The following is a 17,588-nucleotide window of genomic DNA, read 5'->3' on the forward strand; positions in this document are numbered from 1 at the left end:
AAATTTCGATTAAAAACTTATAACTAACTTTCGTGCATGAAAGAATTAGTAGAATATATATTGCAGTTTGGCAGTTTAAATCAGCACCAGATTGATTTAATTTTAAGCAAAGCCCAAGTAAAAGATATTAGCAAGGATAATTATTTTTCTGAAGCTGGTAAAATTTCCGTAGAAGTTGGTTTCATTATCGACGGAATCATGAGAGTCTGTTACTACAATAATAAAGGCGAAGAAATTACTAAATATTTTATAGATGAAAATAATCTTGTAGTCGATTTAGAAAGTTTCGAAAACAGTATTTGTTCTTCTGCCTACGTTCAAGCTGTTACCGATTGTAAAATGATTGTTTTTTCTAAAAAAGATTGGGAAGAACTATTAAATACAATTATTGGCTGGGACAAAATAGTTCATAAAATTATCAATAAAGCTTTGATTCAGAAAGTGGCTAGAAGAAGTCCGCTGGTTTCAGAAGATGCTACAACACGTTATTTATCTTTTATGGAAATGTTTCCAAAAGTAATTAATCGCGTCCCGCTTTCTTATTTGGCTTCTTATTTAGGTATCACGCAATCTTCTTTGAGCAGAATTAGAAAAAATATCCGTTAAAGTTGCTTTTTGCCAAATGGCAAATGTTTTTGTTTTTTATCAACGCAACTTTGTAATCAATAATTTAAAAAGATAAAAAAATGGATTCAGTATTAATTACAGGCGCAAATAGAAGCATTGGTTTAGAAACGGCAAAACAACTTTCACAAAAAGGATTGTTTGTTTATTTAGGAAGCCGCGATCTTCAAAAAGGAGAGGAAGTAGTAAACAAACTAACTCACGAAGGTTTTAATAATATTAAAGCAATTCAGATTGATGTAACAAACGCGGATAGTGTTTTAAGTGCAAAAGAAATTATAGAAAACGAGCAGGGAAAATTAGATGTTCTAATTAATAATGCTGGAGTTCTAGGAGATGTACCGCAAGATTCTTCAACAACTTCTGTCGAAAAAATCCAACAGACATTTGATACTAACTTTTTTGGTGTTATTAGAGTTACTCAGACTTTTTTAGAACTGCTTAAAAAATCAAAAAATCCGAGAATTAGTAATATTACTTCTGGTTTGGGTTCGCTTACTTTACACAGCGATCCAGCTTGGAAATATTATGCGATAAAAGCAGTTTCATACGTTTCGTCAAAAACGGCTTTAAATGCTTTTACAGTTACTTTGGCTTATGAATTAAAAGATTTAGGTTTTAAAGTAAATTCAATTGATCCAGGCTATACTGCTACAGATTTTAATCATCACAGCGGACCTGGAAGCGTAGAAAGTGCGGCGAGTTTTATTATAAAACATACTGTAACTGATGAAAACGGACCAACTGGAAAATTCTTTAGTAATGATATTGAAGACGAAAGCGAAGAAAGTCCTTGGTAATAAAACCATATTAAAACCTCTAAAGTCTTTGATTTTGGAGGTTTTTAATTTAATAACCATCTTTAAAAAAATAAAAGTGGTAATTTTGATTCAGATTTAATTCTAAAGAAAACAAATTATGTCAATTACAACAGAAGCAGAATTAGCAGGAATGAAAAAAGCAAGTGAAGCAGTTGCATTCACTTTAAAAGAAATGAGAAAATTTGCCAAACCGGGCATGTCAACCAAAGAATTGGATGATTATGGCGGACAAATTCTAAATGATCTCGGCGCTAAATCTGCACCTTATTTGACTTACGGTTTTCCTGGATGGACTTGCATTAGTGTTGATAATGAGTTTTGTCATGGCATTCCATCTGAGACTAGAATTTTGAAAGAGGGAGATTTAATTAATATTGATGTTTCCGCAGAATTAGACGGTTTCTGGTCAGACAACGGCGGCTCTTTTGTAATTGGTTCTGATGTAAACGAACATCAAAAATTGGTTGAAGCTTCGAGACAAATCTTGTACAAAGCCATTCATAATATAAAAGGAGGCGTTCGTATTTCTGATATTGGTTTTTTAATAGAAACTGAAGCTAAAAAAAGAGGATACAAAGTTATAAAAAACCTTACTGGGCATGGAGTAGGGCGAAGCCTTCACGAAGCACCGCACGAAATAGCCAATTATAGAGATCGTTTTAATGTCACGAGATTTAAAAAGAATTCTGTAGTTGCCATAGAAACGTTTATTTCAACAACGTCAACTTATGCGGAGACTTTGCAAGACGGCTGGACAATGGTAGGAAATAAAGGCGGTTTTATGGCACAACACGAACATACAATTGTAGTGACAGAAGGCAAACCAATCATTTTAACCGAAATGAATGAAATCTGGAATTAACCCAAACATAAAACTAAAAAACTCCATTAGAAATAGTGGAGTTTTTTTTATATCTCAAGATCAACCATCAACCATCAACCATCAACCATCAACCATCAACCATTAACCATTAAAAATTTAAATCGGTTCCCAAAGCTCAATTTTATTGCCTTCAGTATCCATTATATGTACAAATTTTCCATAATCGTAAGTTTCGATATCATCTAAGATTGTTACTCCATTTTGTTTGAGTTTTTCTAAAAGACCTTCGATATTTTGAACACGGTAATTAACCATAAAGTCTTTTTTAGACGGAGAAAAGTATTCATCTCCTTTCTTAAAAGGACACCATTGAGTCGATTCGATTTGCTCTGGATTATCAAGATTTCTCGATTCAAAACTTGCTGAACCCCAATCATTAATCTCTAATCCTAAATTTTTGGCGTACCAATCTTTAGTTTCCTTTGGATTGTCTAGAAAAAAGAAAATACCGCCAATTCCGGTCACTTTTGGAGTGTTGTCGTTTGAATGGTTTTGGTTTTCCATATAAATAGTTTTTTAGTTAGCAAAAATTGACATTAATAAAACAAATCTAAGGTATAAATAATTCTTGTATTGGAGTTTTTTTAGTTTTGAATTATCTTTACCTTAAAACCTAAATTATCTAAAAAGCGTGAAATGAAAAACGAAAGAGTATATAAATTACTATTTTCAAGCGTTTATCCTTTATATATTCAAAAGGCAGAAAAGAAAGGAAGAACTAAAGAAGAAGTAGATACAATAACAAAATGGTTAACAGGATATAGCGACGAACAACTTAAAGCTCAAATTGAGAAAAAGGCAGACTTTGAAACCTTCTTTGCAGAAGCTCCAAAATTGAATCCGAATGTATCCAAAATTACTGGTTTAATATGTGGTTATCGTGTGGAAGAAATTGAAGATCCGCTAATGCAGAAAGTTCGTTATTTAGATAAATTAATAGACGAATTGGCAAAAGGAAAAAAGATGGAAAAGATTTTAAGAGAGTAAAAACAAAACCTCCAAATGAATTATTTGAAGGTTTTAATCTTTCTAAACTCTTAGTAAACCGCGAAAACCTCTTGCAGCATAATAAGATTCTGCACCGTTATGATATACAAAAACGGTATTGTATCTAAAATCAGAGAAAATTGCACCTCCTAATTTTCTTATTTCTGGCGGAGTCAAAATCCAGCTTGAAGTTTTGGTGTCAAACTTTTCTAGTTTTTGTAATTCCTTGTATTGTTCTTCGTTCAGAATTTCAATTCCCATTTCTTCGGCCATATTTACAGCACTGTCAGCAGGTTTGTGCTCTTTTCTTTTTTCAAGCGCTTCATGATCGTAGCAGATACTTCTTCGTCCTTTTGGACTTTCTGCAGAGCAGTCAGCAAAAAGGTATTGGTCTGTTTTTTTATCATAACCAATAACATCTGGTTCGCCTTCCGTTTTTTCCATTTCTTCAAGCGACCACAATTTTTCCGGATTAGCTTTTAGTTTGGCTTCAATTTTTGTCCAATCTAAATCTTTATGACGGTTTTTGTTTTGCTCAAAACGTTTTTCAAGTGTACTTAAAATCTCATCCTGTTCGTTGGTTGTCAATACTTTTTTCATTTGATTAACTTTTTAATTCACTAAAACACTTTCTTTCCGCTGGTCTGTAATACCACGAAAAAATAGTCAAAACAATTAATAGTAATGGTCCAAAAAGTTCTTTTGCACCATCTCCACAAGCTAAATGAGAAACTACTGCTCCAGACATTGCAAAGAAGAAACCAGCATACGCCCATTCTTTTAATAAACCAAATTTAGGAATAAGTATAGCAATAACACCTAGTAATTTCCAAACCCCTAAAAGCGTTAAAAAATAAAGCGGATAACCTAAATGTTTCATCATTTCTATTTCTTCTTTATTCTGGATTAATTGTACAATTCCAGTCGAAGCCATTCCTAGTGCCAGCCAAAGCGTAGCAATCCAGTAAATAATTTTATTTCTTTTAGTCATAATACTTATTTTAGTTTCGTTACAATTTCTTCTAATCTATTATGTGCCATATTTAAACCTTGAGCAAAAGGTAATTTTAATTGCTGTTCTCTATGCTCAATAGATTTGTAAATAATCAGCATCGTTAATTTACTAGTTTCATCTGTTAGTTTTTCAAATTCAAGAAACTCTAATTGAGGCGCGAAATTTGCATTATCCATTTCAAAAGTTCTTGTAATTCTCTCATTTAGAACAAAATCATGAATTACGCCATTGGCGCTAAACACCACATTTCCGCTGGGATCGCTAGTTTCAAAATGCCATCCTCCGTGTTTTTTGCTTTCCAATTTTAAAACTTTTGTTCCCATCCATTGCGAAACAATTTCTGGATCAACATGCGCTTTAAACAATAATTCTAATGGCAGATCAAATTCTCTAGTGATAATGAGATCTTGTTTACCATCTTCTGCCGTTATTTTTGTCTTTCTTTCCATGTTTTTACTTTTTATGATTTTTCATGATTGATTCTAATTTATTGAAACGATCATCCCACATTTGTCTGAACGGCTCGATGAAGTTGTCAATTTCTTTCATTTTTTGGGGATTTAAGTGATAATAAATTTCTCGTCCGTTCTGTACTTGATGTAGTAACTCACATTCATTCAATATTTTGATATGTTTTGAAATAGTCTGTCTAGACGAATCAAAGTTATCTGCTATTGCGCCAGGCGTCATTGCTTGAATGGCTACTAAACCTAAAATAGCTCTTCGGGTAGGATCGGCTATTGCTTGAAAAACATCTCTTCTAATTTCCATTACGCAGTTATTTGACTGCAAATATAATGAAGTCATTTGACTGCGCAATATTTTTTTTCTTTTTTTTAAACAAAAAAACCTTCAAACTATATAATTTGAAGGTTTTGCTGTGTGTTTTGTAATAACTTAAAGCTTAATCGAATATGTTTCAAATGTATACTCATTTACAGTATATACATTTGTTTTCCACAACAAAATATCATTTAAATAGTTTAACATTACATTGGTAGAAGATCTTGTATCGTAGACTTGGCCATAATCTCCAGTTTCCCATTCTCTTTGATCCGTTTGTTTGATATTTGAAAATTTATCTAATAAGCCAGCTGGAAATTTAAAAGGTTTTAAATTTAAAGTTCCTGTACTTTCTGTACTGTCAAAATTCCAAATATAAGTTATACTATTCGCTGAATATCTATATTTATAAAAGGAAACGAAAGTCCTTAAAAGTTTTTTATCTGGAAAAACAGCGCCATGTTTAAAAGAAAATTTATCTCCATTTTTGGTTATACTATGCCCAGAAAGTTCTTTTACGTTTACAAGTGACGGTACTTCTTTTTTATTACTTTCTGCAACGTAAGAAGTGTTTCCAGTTTTAGCAGAATATACTAATCGCCAGTAATTAATTGGTATTTCGTCATTACTGCTCACATACCAAATTTTATTACCCTCAATTATATGATTAAATGATCTTATAATATTTCTTCTGTCTGCTTGTATGTTGTACGTATACAAAAACATATTCTCATACGGAACGTTGTTAGCGTCTACCTGTACAGTCTTAATTTCCGCCGGACTAAAATCACTTTTATTTAACGTAATTACATCATTGCTTGTGTAGTTTTGAGTAAGCATTTTTAAATCTAAATATTTGACGTAAGGTTTATTAGTGTTTTTTTCAAAAAGAAGCAGCTCAGCTCCATATTCCTTTTCTTCTATATCATTCCCTTTAGTAAAAGTGATATCAGCATAAGTATATCCGTTTTCAATTTTACTCCAAGTTAAAGGATTAAAAGTTGCATAACCGCTATGAATTAAATATGCTGTGCTCGAAAATCCGTTTTCTACATTACCATTTCCTTCTCTTTTACCAAAATCTTCAACTTTAAATTTAAAGGTTTTACGATCTGTTTCCTGATAAAGGAAAATATTTCGCAAATTGGTAAAAGTTTGTCCAACACTAATATTTTTGATATGCTGAACTTGCATTCCATTCACCACTTCAAAATATAAAATATCTATTTTGTCACCATTGTATTTTGCTTTCAAATCCCATTTTAAAGAATCTCCCAAACTGCCATAATTTAATAGCTCACCTTCTGGAGTATATGCGGCAAGGTATCCCTTTATGTCTCCGGTATGAGAACTTCCATAATTTACTGAGAATAAAACCTTTGCCTGCTGAACAGGAGAATCTGCATCATCGTTCTGGCAGCTAAAAAGAAATATGACGGAAAAAATACTCAATAATACTTTACTGTAAAATTGTTTCATGGTTTTAGGAATTTGTTTAGGATTAGTTAATCAAATATAACAATTTTGTATGATTTTAATTATAAAATCTAAAGAAAACACCAAAACCATTCAATTTTTTTAATTTTATCTAATCCAATCCCGCAAATTGAAACGGTTTCGTTTCTTTAAAATTCAATAAAGATTCACCAGAATAGTTTTCATTATTGGCTAAGCTGAGTTTTTTAATCTTTCCCTTTTCGCTAAAATCTATTTTACTGAATTCAACCCAAATTACATTCGGGTTTAAAACATTATCAAAATAATAAACGAGATTTTTTTGATCTGCAACAGTTCTCCAGCGAGTAGAGGAGATATTAGGCTCTGTTTCTGAAGCAATTCCTAAAGGAACAGAACAATTTCGAATTACACCGAATACACTTGCCAAAGCTCTTCTGGTGTCATCCGTTTTCGGAATGGCATCAATATAATATGAAGCTCTCACAAAACGATCGGCAGCTCTATTCGTTCCTGGAAGCATAACTGTTCCGGGAATACTTTTCCAATAAGTATTTATAGCCAGCTGTTCGTCAAAAATTGGAGAATTAGTCATTGTAACATATTTTCTATCATGATGAATTACCAATTTTCCATTTATATATTCGAAAATAGCATTATCACCGGCAGCATCAGAAATAGATAAATGAACTGTAGCAAAAATGTCTGTTCCGGGAATATGCGATGACACAATTACGAATTCATTTTTTGCTAATGCATTTACAGCCTCAGAAACGGTCGAGAAATTATCCAAAACATATTGCATCCACAAAGAAACGGCCAGACCTTTTACTTTTCCGTTTTTTTCAAACTTAGGATATTGAGATTCAACCAGCCATAAAAGATTGCCCACAAGTCCTTTTTCGTTCATTCCGTCTGAAGATGCAATATCCCAAGAGCTCGTAATTACACTTCCATACTTAGATTTCCATTTTACCGAACTAGTGCCGGCTTCTCCAGATCGGTCAATACCACGTGGGAAAATCCACAAATTTGCTGGAATTTCTCCTTTCCAGTCCATTGATCTTGCAGTTATTATTGTACCATTTATGCCTTCGTATACAACTCTTGTACAAGGAAGTACAGTTTCACTTATAAAACAAAAAGTAAGTAAAAGCGCCAAAATTCTGTTTCTTGATTTCATAATTTTTTACCATTCAATTAAACTTGATTTATATATAAATTGCTTGATAGCCAAAACTATTTCTGTAAAGAAAATCTTTCGATGCAATTTACGAATTTTAAATAATGTTTTGTTTATCAGACAAATATAAAAGCAAAAGTTTTAGTGATAACAAAAGACAGTTATCACTAATTGATTCAATAAACAATGAGCAGCGCCAAAATATTTGTAATGCTGCTTATTTAAAGCCAAATTTCTTTTTCGATATTTATTTGTTTTAAAAACAACTGATCGTGTGAAACAACAATCAAAGTTCCCTGATATTCATTAATTGCTGTTGTTAAAATTTCGATATTTTGAATATCTAAATTATTTGTGGGTTCATCCAAAATAATAATTTCAGGAGATTCATTGCTTATCGTTAAACAACATAGCATAAGACGCATTCTTTCGCCACCGCTTAAAGCACTGCATGGTTTATTCCAATCATTTTGAGAGAACAAAAAACGATTTAATCTCATCTTAATTTCATGCTCTTCTAATCCAGAATCATTAAAAAGCTGTGCTTGTTGGTAAATATTTAAATTGCTGTCAAGCAGAGAATAATCCTGATCGATATAAATTGCTTTTTTACTTAAGGAATTAACATTTCCCAGCTTCGGGCGCAGCTCTCCAAGAATAATTTTGATTAAAGTAGTTTTTCCAGAGCCATTTGAACCTTTTAGTACCAATCGCTCTACAGAAAGTATTTCAAAATTTAGATTTTCTTTCCAAAGTAATTGATTTTCATAGCTGTAATTGATTTCATCGGCTTTAAAAAGTGTTTTCCCTTTATGAAAAGCAGCAGTGTTAAAACCAAATTTCATTTGATCTATAGCCGAAAGTGATGATCGAAGCTCACGCAAGTCATTAGAAATATTATCAATTTTTTCTGCGTGAACATCTTTTAATTTCGAACTGCTGTTTTCAGCCTTGTTACGAAGCGTATTCATCATAATCCTCGCAACTCCCGATTTTTCTTGTTTCTTTTTGCCTCTAGAATCTAATTTGTTTTGGCGTTCAATAGTTTCCCGTTCTTTTTCCTTGGCTTTTTTGAGTGCTTTTTCTTTGCTCTGGATATCTTGTTCTAAAGCGTTATTTTCAATCTTTTTCTGTTCGTCGTAAAAGTCATAATTCCCGCCATAAACAGAAATCCCATTTTTACTCATTTCTAAAGTTTTATTGAGAATATTCAGCAATGTTCTGTCATGACTTACAACGAGTAAAGCGATAGAAGTAGATCTTATAAAATCATACAGCAAGTTTCTACCAGCAAAATCCAAATGATTGCTGGGTTCGTCTAATAAAACCAAATCTGGTTCGTGTATCATAATTCCAGCCAAAAAAACTTTTGTTTTCTGTCCGCCGCTCAAAGTTTCCATTTTCTGGTCAAGGTCTAAATCTTGAAGCTGCCAATACATTAAAGCCTCATTACAGCGTTCTTCAATTGTCCAGTCATCATTTAACAACTCTAAGTTTTCGTCAGTTACAATACCTTCAAGTATTTCTTTAAGTGAAGTTATTTTATCATTTATGTTTAACGCTTCCGCAATTGTCAAATCATTGAATTGTCCAAATAATTGTGGAACAAAATAAGGTTTAGAATTTTGATTAATTTGCCCTGAAAAGGGGTGAAGATGTCCAGCAATAATTTTTAATAACGTAGATTTTCCAACGCCATTATTTCCTATTAAAGCCGTTTTATCATGATTGTTTATAGCAAAACTAATGTTTTGAAACAGCATGTCTTTATTCTCATGCTGATATGAGATATTTTGAAGAATAAGCATAATTCCTTTCTTTTATAGATAAATAAATTAAGTGACCACAAAATGCGGTTACTTACTAAACTTTTCGAAAGAAATTATTTTTCACATACGTTGTACTTATTTAAAGAGATGCAAAGATATTTATTTTAAAGCAAAAAATCAAAAAGCCATTCTCAGATAAAAAGAATGGCTTTTTGTATTGATATAAACTGAAATGCTTAATTTAAATTTTATTGAATGTTAACTTAGCTTCTTTAGCTTCTAAAATTAATTTATCGTCGGTAATTGTGCTTACACAAGGATAAGGCGTACCAACTTCATCTTTAATAACCAGACTAGTTCCTTTTTTTGTTAATGCATAAGTTCCGTCTGTTATTTCTCGAAGTAAAAATCCAGTAACATGACCATCTTCTGTAAAAGTAAGTTCCCCATTGGTTAGAATTACATTTTTAGCAGAATCAGTCATCGGAATTTTGGCTTCGACAGCACTAACTTTCCATGAATTCACTAGTTTATTTCTTTTACTATGACATGAAACCATTAATACAACAGCAATTGCAATTACGAGGGTAAATAATTTAGAGTTTTTCATGATTATGAGGTTAAAAGTTAAACAGGAAAAAGTTACAAAAAAAAATGACATTAAATTATTCGTAATCAAATATTTATAAAGATTTTTTTTACCTGCCATTACGCAAGGCCTTTTCCAGAGAAACTTTAATTAAGAGTTAAAGCTCCTAAAATTTCTTCATACATGAATGGACCGCCGGGATAAGTTGCGGTGTAGTCAAGATTCATCCAAACTTGACCGCGTTCGTCTATATGGTAATGCAGTTTCTTGCCGTAGCTTTCTTTTGGAAAAAGAACGTTTTTAATCAAGTAATTCACTTTCTCCAAATCAATCGTAGAACCAATCAAAATCTCTGGATAAATATGTCCTTTTGTATGAATAAGTCGGGGAGTTCCGCCAATAGATCGAATCGCCGCCGCCATCAAAATAGAATGATCATCGCAGTCGCCAGAAAAATAATCTAAAGATTCGCTAGCGGTAGCAATATAATCACCTTCTTTTGGATCGTTAACATAATTCCATCTGCCGTTTATCTCTTTGAAAACTGCAAAACATTGAATAATAGTTCGATAATCTGAATAACCTCTAATTCCTTTAAAATGCTTCGTTGTCGCCATTATAGCAAAATTTCGCACTTTAGGGTTTTGGTATTCTATTGCATTAATAATTTTTGTTTTATTTGGAAAAGGAAGCAGTTTCGCTACAATGATGTCCTGCGGATACGGATTATCAGACATGGTATAAATCATAGAATTATAATCTTCTGAGATTTCGCTGAAACCATAATTCCCAATAACAGTTCCGTAAAACAAAACCAATAAATAAACCGCAATGCACAGAATAATAATCGTTCTGAGATACATCAGCAGAAAAAATATTGCTGTAAAAAGAAAAATAAAGATAAATACACGATCGAGATTGAATGACCATTCTAAATCGATTAAATTTTGATGCAGTATGATGAAAATCGGAATCGTAATTAAAAGACTCAAAATCGAAATAATAATCCTATCCCAGGGTGATTTCACCTGTAGCTTGGATTTTAACTGCGGAAAGTCAATTTTAGGGAATTTCATCATACGAATCAAAAAAGCAGTATTACAGTGCTTTTACGGTTTCTACAAAAATACTTTTTTTATCAATAATTCCCAGATCAAATAATTGATTTTGAATTTTATTAAAAGACTTTTCTGTTAGGTTTTTCTGTGACCATTGTGTTAGTTTCAGCCACTCTTTAATATCTTCAGCTTTTTGGTGAAAAAGTTTAGATAATTTCTCGTCTATTTCTGGAATTTCTTTAAAATCAACCGTTGTTTTGTTGATGATTTCAAGAATTTTCTCTATGATCTTTGGATTCTTTTTCAAGAATTCATCGCGTACCGCAATTACAAATGAAGGCCAAGGAGTAGGGCAGTCGTCAATGCGTCTAAAAATTCCTTGATCTACAAGAGGTTTTGTCATAAAACGTTCCCACATAAAGTAGTCTGCTTTTTTGTTGGTCAGAGCATCAACAGCGCCGTCAATGGTATTTACAATTTCAAATTCTAAATCATCCATTTCCCAGCCTTGCTCATTGGCATTTACATATGCCATTAACTGCGATCCAGAACCAAGTCTTGAGATAGCGGCTTTTTTATTTTTAAGATCTTTTAGGGTTTGATAATCTGATTTTGCAGCAACGTGAATTCCCCAAATTAAAGGCGACTGCACATAAATCTGAACAATCTTACTTGGGTTTCCAGCTGCGATATCTTTTAGAATTCCTTCGGTCAAAATAACAGCTAAATCTGTTTCTCCATCACGAAGCATTTGACACATCTTCCCAGTTCCTTCGGGTACATTTGTCCATTGTAAATCGATGTTCTCTTCTTCAAATTCACCATTTTCTATACATAGATGCCATGGCAAATTGAAGTGTTCCGGAACACCCGCAATTTTGACAGTTTTCATTTATTTTAAGTTTAAGTTAAGTTGCTTGCTTGGTATGCGTATTCTAAAGTTTGTTTGTTTAGTTTTTTAATAAATCTGCTCTGTGTTTTTCTGAAAGACAAGGTTCTGCAAATTCGATAATTTCCTGCGACTCGTATTCGTTCAATAGGCTTCTTACCAATGTATAATCAACATCTTTCGCAATTTCTGCTGCAAAAAAAGTTTCGTTCAATCCTTCCGACAAACAATTTATTGCCTTTAATTTTTCGCGGATGATTTCCTTATCAAAACCTTTTTCTAAAATAGCGATCTGTACAATCGAGTTTCCTGAATTTTGTATTGTTTTTCTATGCATAAAACGTTCTTCGGTTTCATCGAATTCTGCATAAAATATATCGTCTGTTGCAATTAATGGACCAAAAAATGGAATATTATCCAGTTTAAAAAGACCTTTTTCCAGATCTATAATTTCTGCCCACATGGTTTCAGAAACTACTTCGTCCAGATAATCGCTATAGTATTTAAATAGTATTTTTTTATGGGTTTCAGACATTATTCTATTTCGTTTATTATGGCTTTTAATGAGGATATTACTATGCGATAACCGTCTGGATCCTGAATCATTTTGCCATTTTCATTCCAATACGGATTAATCGCTGGTATCATTTCAATATTATTGCGTGTAAGTTTATGTATTAAATCGTTGTAATTTGAAATTGTTTTTGGATAAAGTACGATTATATCATCTTCATCAAAGGTATGTTTAGCTTCTATTTCAGACTTTGTAAACTCAAAATGCCAGTCTAAACCTGGCTTTCCTATAAAAATTCCATCGTACTTATTATGTTTTTCAAAACCGCCTAATCGCTCGAAACCTAGAATATTTACATAAAAATCTTCTATTTTTTCTAGATTATTGGTATGTCTTGCCACTCTCAAAAACATAATTCAGTATTTTTATAATTATCTCATTTCCTAATTTAACAAATTATCCAATTAATTACCAGCCAGCTTATTCAATGTATAACCAATTAATTCATCTACAGCTTTATATGGATCTGCACTAAAAGTTCCCGAAGCACGATTGGCGATAATAGCATTAAGCGACAAAGCACTGTGCCCAAGAAGCGCAGAAAGTCCGTAGATTGCTGCTGTTTCCATCTCTAAATTAGTGATTTTAGTTTCATTAAAACTAAAATTATCCATTTTATTATTCAATTCAGCATCTTGAATATTCAAACGCAAAACTCTTCCCTGCGGACCGTAAAAACCTCCTGCAGTTGCCGTAATTCCTTTAAATATTCTACTAGATTCGATTAATTTTTCTAATTTTTCAGAACACTTTGTTACATAAGGTTTCCCTTTTCTAGGATCCCAATCGGTATGTTTTACAAAAGCATCTTCTATTTCGGTAATCGACACGTCGTCAATTAAATAGGAGCGGAGCATATTATCTAAACCTAAACCAAATTTTGACATCACGAAGCTGTCTACAGGAATATCTGCCTGAAGAGAACCAGAAGTTCCGATTCTAATAATATTTAGTGAAGTTAAGGTTTCTTTTGGCTCACGCGTCTTTAAATCGATATTAACTAATGCATCTAGTTCGTTTAGAACAATATCGATATTATCTGGACCGATTCCAGTAGAAATTACAGAGATTCTTTTTCCTTTGTAAATTCCTGTTTGGGTTTTAAATTCTCTTTTTTGAGTTGAATATTCGATTGAATCGAAAAACTGAGTAATTTTTTCAACTCTATTTTGGTCACCAACAAAAATAATGTCGTGTGCAATATGTTCAGGACGAAGGTTTAAATGATAAACACTTCCGCCTGGATTTAGTATTAATTCTGATGATTGGATCATTTTTTTTAAGTTGCTAAGGTTCTGAGGTACTAAAGTTCTGAGATTTTAATTTCAATTTATTCAAATTCTAAACTTCAATTAAAAAAATCTAAAATCTAAAATCTAAAATTTTTATCCTCCTACACGTTTGGTTTTAAATCCTTTTTCTTTTAAGATTGCCATAATTTTATCACGATAATCGCCTTGGATAATAATAGAATCATCTTTAAAGGTTCCGCCAACGCTGAGTTTGGTTTTGATTTCTTTGGCTAAGATTTTAAAATCTTCGTCAGAGCCTTCATAACCTTCAATAATGGTTGTTGGTTTTCCTTTTCTTTTCTCAAATTTGCAGATCATAGGTTCTTTTTGAACATAGAGAACGTGTTCTTGTTCTTCAACTTGCTCTGGTTCATTTGATTCTACATGATCTGGAAATAAATTCTTTAATTGATCTTTAAAGTCCATAACTTTTTTATTCTATAAATAAATCCCAATAAATATAGTTCATAAAAATTAAATTCCAAACTCCAACAAAAGATTGGAATTTGGAATTTTATATTAGAATTTATTTAAGTTTATTTTTTAATTAAACCTAATTCTACTAAACGTTCGTGTAAAAACTCTCCCGCAGAAATATCTTCGAATTTCTTTGGGTTTTCTTCATCAATACAGTTTTCAAGACAATCCAAACGCATATCGCTTACCGGATGCATAAAAAACGGAATTGAATAACGTGAAGTTCCCCATAATTCTCTCGGCGGATTTACCACTTGGTGAATTGTAGATTTTAATTTATTGTTTGTATGTCTTGACAACATATCACCAACGTTAATTACCAATTCGTCATCTTCTGCAATAGCATCGATCCATTCACCGTTATGATTTTGAACTTGTAATCCTTTACCTTGAGCTCCCATTAATAGAGTAATAAGGTTAATGTCACCGTGAGCCGCTGCACGAATAGCGTTTTCTGGCTCAGAAGTAATTGGAGGGTAGTGGATAGGTCTTAAAATTGAGTTTCCTTCTTTTGCATAGTTATCAAAATAGAATTCGTCAAGACCTAAATGCAAAGCCAAAGCTCTTAATACATAAACACCTGTTTTTTCTAATTTTTGATACGCTTCTTTACCAACCGCGTTAAATCGAGGTAATTCAGTAACTTCCACATTATCTGGGTATTCTGAAGCCCATCTTGAATCTTTGTCAACGTATTGACCAAAATGCCAAAATTCTTTTAAATCTCCTTCTTTACGTCCTTTAGCATGTTCTTTTCCAAAAGAAACATAACCTCTTTGTCCGCCGATTCCAGGAATTTCATATTTATGCTTAGTCTCTATTGGCAAGGCGAAAAAGTTTCTAATTTCACCATAAAGTTCGTTCACCAATTGATCATCAAGAAAATGACCTTTTAAGGCTACGAAGCCAATGTTTTCAAATGCACTGCCGATTTCATTTACAAATTTTTGTTTACGTTTCGGGTCGTCCGAAAGGAAATCACGTAAGTCTACACTAGGAATGTTTTGCATACTTTACATTTTATATTTAAGAACAAAAGGTGTCATAAGCACCTTTCGCTAACAAAGGTATAGAATATTTTAGAAAATAATCTTAAGCTCAGACATTAAAAGCAGATTTCTGATTAAAAAAATATTTCAGAATTGAATAAAATTAACGCAAATTGTTATATTTGAAACACCTAAAAACAAAAAATTAGATGATTTTTTACCGACAAAACCTTACTGACGCTCAATTATTAGACCTCTATAAAAAAATATTAAAACCCCGACTAATCGAAGAAAAGATGCTGATCTTGATTCGTCAGGGAAAAGTTTCTAAATGGTTCTCCGGAATCGGGCAAGAAGCTATTGCTGTTGGTGTTACGGCTGTTTTAGATCAGTCAGAATATATACTTCCAATGCACCGAAATTTAGGTGTTTTTACTACAAGAGAAATTCCGCTTCATCGTTTATTTTCACAATGGCAGGGAAAAGCAAACGGTTTTACAAAAGGCCGTGATAGAAGTTTTCACTTTGGAACACAGGAATATAATATTATTGGAATGATTTCGCATCTTGGTCCGCAGTTAGGAATTGCTGATGGAATTGCTTTAGCGGATAAACTTCAAAACAATAAAAAAATTACGGCCGTTTTTACAGGCGAAGGCGCAACAAGCGAGGGAGATTTTCATGAAGCTTTGAATATTGCTGCCGTTTGGAAGCTTCCAGTAATGTTTATTATTGAAAATAACGGCTACGGACTTTCAACGCCGACTAATGAACAATATGCCTGCGAAAATCTTGCTGATAAAGGAATTGGCTACGGAATTGAAAGCTGGATTATTGACGGAAATAATATTGTTGAAGTTTATAATAAATTGTCTCAGCTTAAAAAAGAAATGCAGGAAAATCCGCGTCCGGTTTTATTGGAATTTAAAACTTTCAGAATGCGCGGACACGAGGAGGCGAGTGGTACAAAATATGTTCCTCAGGAATTAATGGACCAATGGGAACAAAGAGATCCAGTTACCAATTACAGAAAATATTTGACTGAAAATGGTATTCTAACTTCAGAATTAGACGACCAATTTCACGCCGAAATCAAACAAGAAATTGACGAGAATTGGGCAATGGCAAATGCTGAACCTGAAATCGAAGCAACTTATAGCGGAGAATTAGATGATGTTTATAAACTATATGAATATGAAGAGTATAGCCATAATTCTGAATCAGAAAATATTCGTTTTATAGATGCTATTCGAAATAGTTTAGAGCAATCTATGTGGCGCCATAAAAACCTTGTCATTATGGGACAGGATATCGCTGAATATGGAGGGGCTTTTAAAATTACAGATAATTTTGTTGACGTTTTTGGAAAAGACAGGGTTCGCAATACACCTATTTGTGAAAGTGCTGTTGTTTCGACAGGAATGGGACTTTCTATAAACGGTTATAAAGCAATTGTAGAAATGCAGTTTGCGGATTTTGTTTCGACAGGATTTAATCCGATTGTGAATTTATTGGCAAAATCACATTACCGCTGGGGTGAAAAAGCAGATGTTGTCGTTCGTATGCCTTGCGGAGGCGGAACTCAGGCAGGACCTTTCCATTCGCAGACCAATGAAGCTTGGTTTACCAAAACTCCTGGTTTGAAAGTGGTTTATCCAGCTTTTCCATACGATGCAAAAGGACTTTTAAACACTGCTATTAACGATCCAAATCCGGTCTTGTTTTTTGAACATAAATTATTGTACCGAAGTATTTATCAAGATGTTCCTAAAGATTACTACACGATTCCGTTTGGAAAAGCAGCTGTATTAAAAGAAGGAAACGCAGTTACGATAATCACTTTTGGTGCGCCAGTACACTGGGCTTTAGATACTTTAGCGCAACATCCAGAAATTGATGCCGATTTAATTGATTTAAGAAGTTTACAGCCTTTAGATACTGAAACAATTTTTGCTTCTATAAAAAAGACAGGAAAAGCTATTATTTATCAAGAAGATACTATGTTTGGTGGAATTGCAAGCGATATCTCTGCTTTGATTATGGAAAATTGTTTCGAATATTTGGATGCTCCAGTAAAAAGAGTTGCCAGTTTAGATTCGCCTATTCCGTTTACAAAAGCTCTTGAAGATCAGTTTTTGCCGAGAAATCGTTTTGAAGAAGTTTTGCTTGAGCTTTTGAGATATTAAAATAATGAGAAACT

Annotated in this window: 21 protein-coding genes; 5 read left to right on the forward strand and 16 right to left on the reverse strand. The window is 32.8% G+C overall.

Annotation, left to right across the window (positions count from 1 at the left end; genetic code table 11):
- Positions 1 to 36 precede the first annotated feature (36 nt).
- The 3 genes from ASE40_RS15240 (at position 37) to map (ending at position 2,307) form a co-directional block, all read left to right on the forward strand.
- Entirely contained in the window at positions 37 to 606 is a 570-nt protein-coding gene (locus tag ASE40_RS15240; protein ID WP_057117947.1) for a Crp/Fnr family transcriptional regulator, read from the forward strand.
- An 80-nt stretch (positions 607 to 686) separates the two neighbouring features.
- Positions 687 to 1,424, forward strand: coding sequence for an SDR family oxidoreductase (locus ASE40_RS15245; RefSeq protein ID WP_057117948.1), 738 nt, complete (start codon positions 687 to 689; stop codon positions 1,422 to 1,424).
- Positions 1,425 to 1,542: 118 nt separating this feature from the next.
- Entirely contained in the window at positions 1,543 to 2,307 is a 765-nt protein-coding gene (gene map / locus ASE40_RS15250) for a type I methionyl aminopeptidase (protein WP_057117949.1), read from the forward strand.
- Positions 2,308 to 2,424: 117 nt separating this feature from the next.
- Here the strand turns inward: map and ASE40_RS15255 are convergent, their stop codons facing one another.
- Positions 2,425 to 2,832, reverse strand: a complete 408-nt coding sequence (locus ASE40_RS15255) for a VOC family protein (protein ID WP_057117950.1) — start codon at positions 2,830 to 2,832, stop codon at positions 2,425 to 2,427.
- Positions 2,833 to 2,964: 132 nt separating this feature from the next.
- On the opposite strand from ASE40_RS15255, the gene ASE40_RS15260 reads away from it, so the two are divergent.
- On the forward strand, positions 2,965 to 3,315 hold the full coding sequence (locus tag ASE40_RS15260) for a DUF2200 domain-containing protein (protein ID WP_057117951.1): 351 nt from the start codon (positions 2,965 to 2,967) through the stop codon (positions 3,313 to 3,315).
- A 42-nt stretch (positions 3,316 to 3,357) separates the two neighbouring features.
- On the opposite strand, the gene ASE40_RS15265 is transcribed toward ASE40_RS15260, so the two are convergent.
- The 15 genes from ASE40_RS15265 to ASE40_RS15335 form a co-directional block, all read right to left on the reverse strand.
- Positions 3,358 to 3,915: a DUF4256 domain-containing protein gene (locus ASE40_RS15265; RefSeq protein WP_057117952.1), complete on the reverse strand. Its 558-nt coding sequence runs from the start codon at positions 3,913 to 3,915 to the stop codon at positions 3,358 to 3,360.
- A gap of 4 nt (positions 3,916 to 3,919) precedes the next feature.
- The gene (locus ASE40_RS15270; RefSeq protein ID WP_057117953.1) at positions 3,920 to 4,306 is read right to left on the reverse strand and encodes a DoxX family protein; all 387 of its coding nucleotides are present in this window, start codon (positions 4,304 to 4,306) and stop codon (positions 3,920 to 3,922) included.
- A gap of 5 nt (positions 4,307 to 4,311) precedes the next feature.
- Entirely contained in the window at positions 4,312 to 4,779 is a 468-nt protein-coding gene (locus tag ASE40_RS15275) for an SRPBCC domain-containing protein (protein WP_057117954.1), read from the reverse strand.
- A gap of 4 nt (positions 4,780 to 4,783) precedes the next feature.
- On the reverse strand, positions 4,784 to 5,101 hold the full coding sequence (locus ASE40_RS15280; protein WP_057117955.1) for an ArsR/SmtB family transcription factor: 318 nt from the start codon (positions 5,099 to 5,101) through the stop codon (positions 4,784 to 4,786).
- 126 nt (positions 5,102 to 5,227) lie between these two features.
- Positions 5,228 to 6,592, reverse strand: a complete 1,365-nt coding sequence (locus tag ASE40_RS15285; RefSeq protein WP_057117956.1) for a hypothetical protein — start codon at positions 6,590 to 6,592, stop codon at positions 5,228 to 5,230.
- 109 nt (positions 6,593 to 6,701) lie between these two features.
- The gene (locus tag ASE40_RS15290; RefSeq protein ID WP_057117957.1) at positions 6,702 to 7,751 is read right to left on the reverse strand and encodes a linear amide C-N hydrolase; all 1,050 of its coding nucleotides are present in this window, start codon (positions 7,749 to 7,751) and stop codon (positions 6,702 to 6,704) included.
- Between the two features lie 221 nt (positions 7,752 to 7,972).
- Entirely contained in the window at positions 7,973 to 9,559 is a 1,587-nt protein-coding gene (abc-f, locus tag ASE40_RS15295) for a ribosomal protection-like ABC-F family protein (RefSeq protein WP_057117958.1), read from the reverse strand.
- A gap of 202 nt (positions 9,560 to 9,761) precedes the next feature.
- Positions 9,762 to 10,130, reverse strand: coding sequence for a hypothetical protein (locus tag ASE40_RS15300; protein WP_241774379.1), 369 nt, complete (start codon positions 10,128 to 10,130; stop codon positions 9,762 to 9,764).
- A 125-nt stretch (positions 10,131 to 10,255) separates the two neighbouring features.
- Entirely contained in the window at positions 10,256 to 11,188 is a 933-nt protein-coding gene (locus ASE40_RS15305) for a hypothetical protein (protein ID WP_057117959.1), read from the reverse strand.
- A 19-nt stretch (positions 11,189 to 11,207) separates the two neighbouring features.
- Entirely contained in the window at positions 11,208 to 12,059 is an 852-nt protein-coding gene (locus ASE40_RS15310) for a substrate-binding domain-containing protein (protein WP_057117960.1), read from the reverse strand.
- 58 nt (positions 12,060 to 12,117) lie between these two features.
- A complete protein-coding gene (locus ASE40_RS15315; RefSeq protein ID WP_057117961.1) occupies positions 12,118 to 12,591 on the reverse strand; it encodes a DUF4265 domain-containing protein in 474 nt (157 codons plus the stop codon).
- On the reverse strand, positions 12,591 to 12,983 hold the full coding sequence (locus ASE40_RS15320; protein ID WP_057117962.1) for a VOC family protein: 393 nt from the start codon (positions 12,981 to 12,983) through the stop codon (positions 12,591 to 12,593). The genes ASE40_RS15315 and ASE40_RS15320 overlap by 1 nt, the downstream gene beginning before the upstream one ends.
- A gap of 51 nt (positions 12,984 to 13,034) precedes the next feature.
- A complete protein-coding gene (locus tag ASE40_RS15325) occupies positions 13,035 to 13,904 on the reverse strand; it encodes a nucleoside phosphorylase (protein ID WP_057117963.1) in 870 nt (289 codons plus the stop codon).
- 111 nt (positions 13,905 to 14,015) lie between these two features.
- On the reverse strand, positions 14,016 to 14,348 hold the full coding sequence (locus tag ASE40_RS15330) for a translation initiation factor (protein ID WP_057117964.1): 333 nt from the start codon (positions 14,346 to 14,348) through the stop codon (positions 14,016 to 14,018).
- Between the two features lie 110 nt (positions 14,349 to 14,458).
- Positions 14,459 to 15,409, reverse strand: coding sequence for an isopenicillin N synthase family dioxygenase (locus ASE40_RS15335; RefSeq protein ID WP_057117965.1), 951 nt, complete (start codon positions 15,407 to 15,409; stop codon positions 14,459 to 14,461).
- Positions 15,410 to 15,597: 188 nt separating this feature from the next.
- Here ASE40_RS15335 and ASE40_RS15340 point away from each other — a divergent pair, with 188 nt between their 5' ends.
- Complete coding sequence (locus ASE40_RS15340) at positions 15,598 to 17,574, forward strand: thiamine pyrophosphate-dependent enzyme (RefSeq protein ID WP_057117966.1); 1,977 nt, start codon at positions 15,598 to 15,600, stop codon at positions 17,572 to 17,574.
- Positions 17,575 to 17,588 lie beyond the last annotated feature (14 nt).

Origin of the sequence: Flavobacterium sp. Root935, from assembly GCF_001429295.1 — a bacterium.
Taxonomy (GTDB): domain Bacteria; phylum Bacteroidota; class Bacteroidia; order Flavobacteriales; family Flavobacteriaceae; genus Flavobacterium.

Bases quoted from the DNA above. Each gene is read 5' to 3' on its own strand.
- ASE40_RS15240 (WP_057117947.1), top strand. From the start codon at position 37: ATGAAAGAATTAGTAGAATATATATTGCAGTTTGGCAGTTTAAATCAG.
- ASE40_RS15245 (WP_057117948.1), top strand. From the start codon at position 687: ATGGATTCAGTATTAATTACAGGCGCAAATAGAAGCATTGGTTTAGAA.
- map (WP_057117949.1), top strand. From the start codon at position 1,543: ATGTCAATTACAACAGAAGCAGAATTAGCAGGAATGAAAAAAGCAAGT.
- ASE40_RS15255 (WP_057117950.1), bottom strand. From the start codon at position 2,832: ATGGAAAACCAAAACCATTCAAACGACAACACTCCAAAAGTGACCGGA.
- ASE40_RS15260 (WP_057117951.1), top strand. From the start codon at position 2,965: ATGAAAAACGAAAGAGTATATAAATTACTATTTTCAAGCGTTTATCCT.
- ASE40_RS15265 (WP_057117952.1), bottom strand. From the start codon at position 3,915: ATGAAAAAAGTATTGACAACCAACGAACAGGATGAGATTTTAAGTACA.
- ASE40_RS15270 (WP_057117953.1), bottom strand. From the start codon at position 4,306: ATGACTAAAAGAAATAAAATTATTTACTGGATTGCTACGCTTTGGCTG.
- ASE40_RS15275 (WP_057117954.1), bottom strand. From the start codon at position 4,779: ATGGAAAGAAAGACAAAAATAACGGCAGAAGATGGTAAACAAGATCTC.
- ASE40_RS15280 (WP_057117955.1), bottom strand. From the start codon at position 5,101: ATGGAAATTAGAAGAGATGTTTTTCAAGCAATAGCCGATCCTACCCGA.
- ASE40_RS15285 (WP_057117956.1), bottom strand. From the start codon at position 6,592: ATGAAACAATTTTACAGTAAAGTATTATTGAGTATTTTTTCCGTCATA.
- ASE40_RS15290 (WP_057117957.1), bottom strand. From the start codon at position 7,751: ATGAAATCAAGAAACAGAATTTTGGCGCTTTTACTTACTTTTTGTTTT.
- abc-f (WP_057117958.1), bottom strand. From the start codon at position 9,559: ATGCTTATTCTTCAAAATATCTCATATCAGCATGAGAATAAAGACATG.
- ASE40_RS15300 (WP_241774379.1), bottom strand. From the start codon at position 10,130: ATGAAAAACTCTAAATTATTTACCCTCGTAATTGCAATTGCTGTTGTA.
- ASE40_RS15305 (WP_057117959.1), bottom strand. From the start codon at position 11,188: ATGATGAAATTCCCTAAAATTGACTTTCCGCAGTTAAAATCCAAGCTA.
- ASE40_RS15310 (WP_057117960.1), bottom strand. From the start codon at position 12,059: ATGAAAACTGTCAAAATTGCGGGTGTTCCGGAACACTTCAATTTGCCA.
- ASE40_RS15315 (WP_057117961.1), bottom strand. From the start codon at position 12,591: ATGTCTGAAACCCATAAAAAAATACTATTTAAATACTATAGCGATTAT.
- ASE40_RS15320 (WP_057117962.1), bottom strand. From the start codon at position 12,983: ATGTTTTTGAGAGTGGCAAGACATACCAATAATCTAGAAAAAATAGAA.
- ASE40_RS15325 (WP_057117963.1), bottom strand. From the start codon at position 13,904: ATGATCCAATCATCAGAATTAATACTAAATCCAGGCGGAAGTGTTTAT.
- ASE40_RS15330 (WP_057117964.1), bottom strand. From the start codon at position 14,348: ATGGACTTTAAAGATCAATTAAAGAATTTATTTCCAGATCATGTAGAA.
- ASE40_RS15335 (WP_057117965.1), bottom strand. From the start codon at position 15,409: ATGCAAAACATTCCTAGTGTAGACTTACGTGATTTCCTTTCGGACGAC.
- ASE40_RS15340 (WP_057117966.1), top strand. From the start codon at position 15,598: ATGATTTTTTACCGACAAAACCTTACTGACGCTCAATTATTAGACCTC.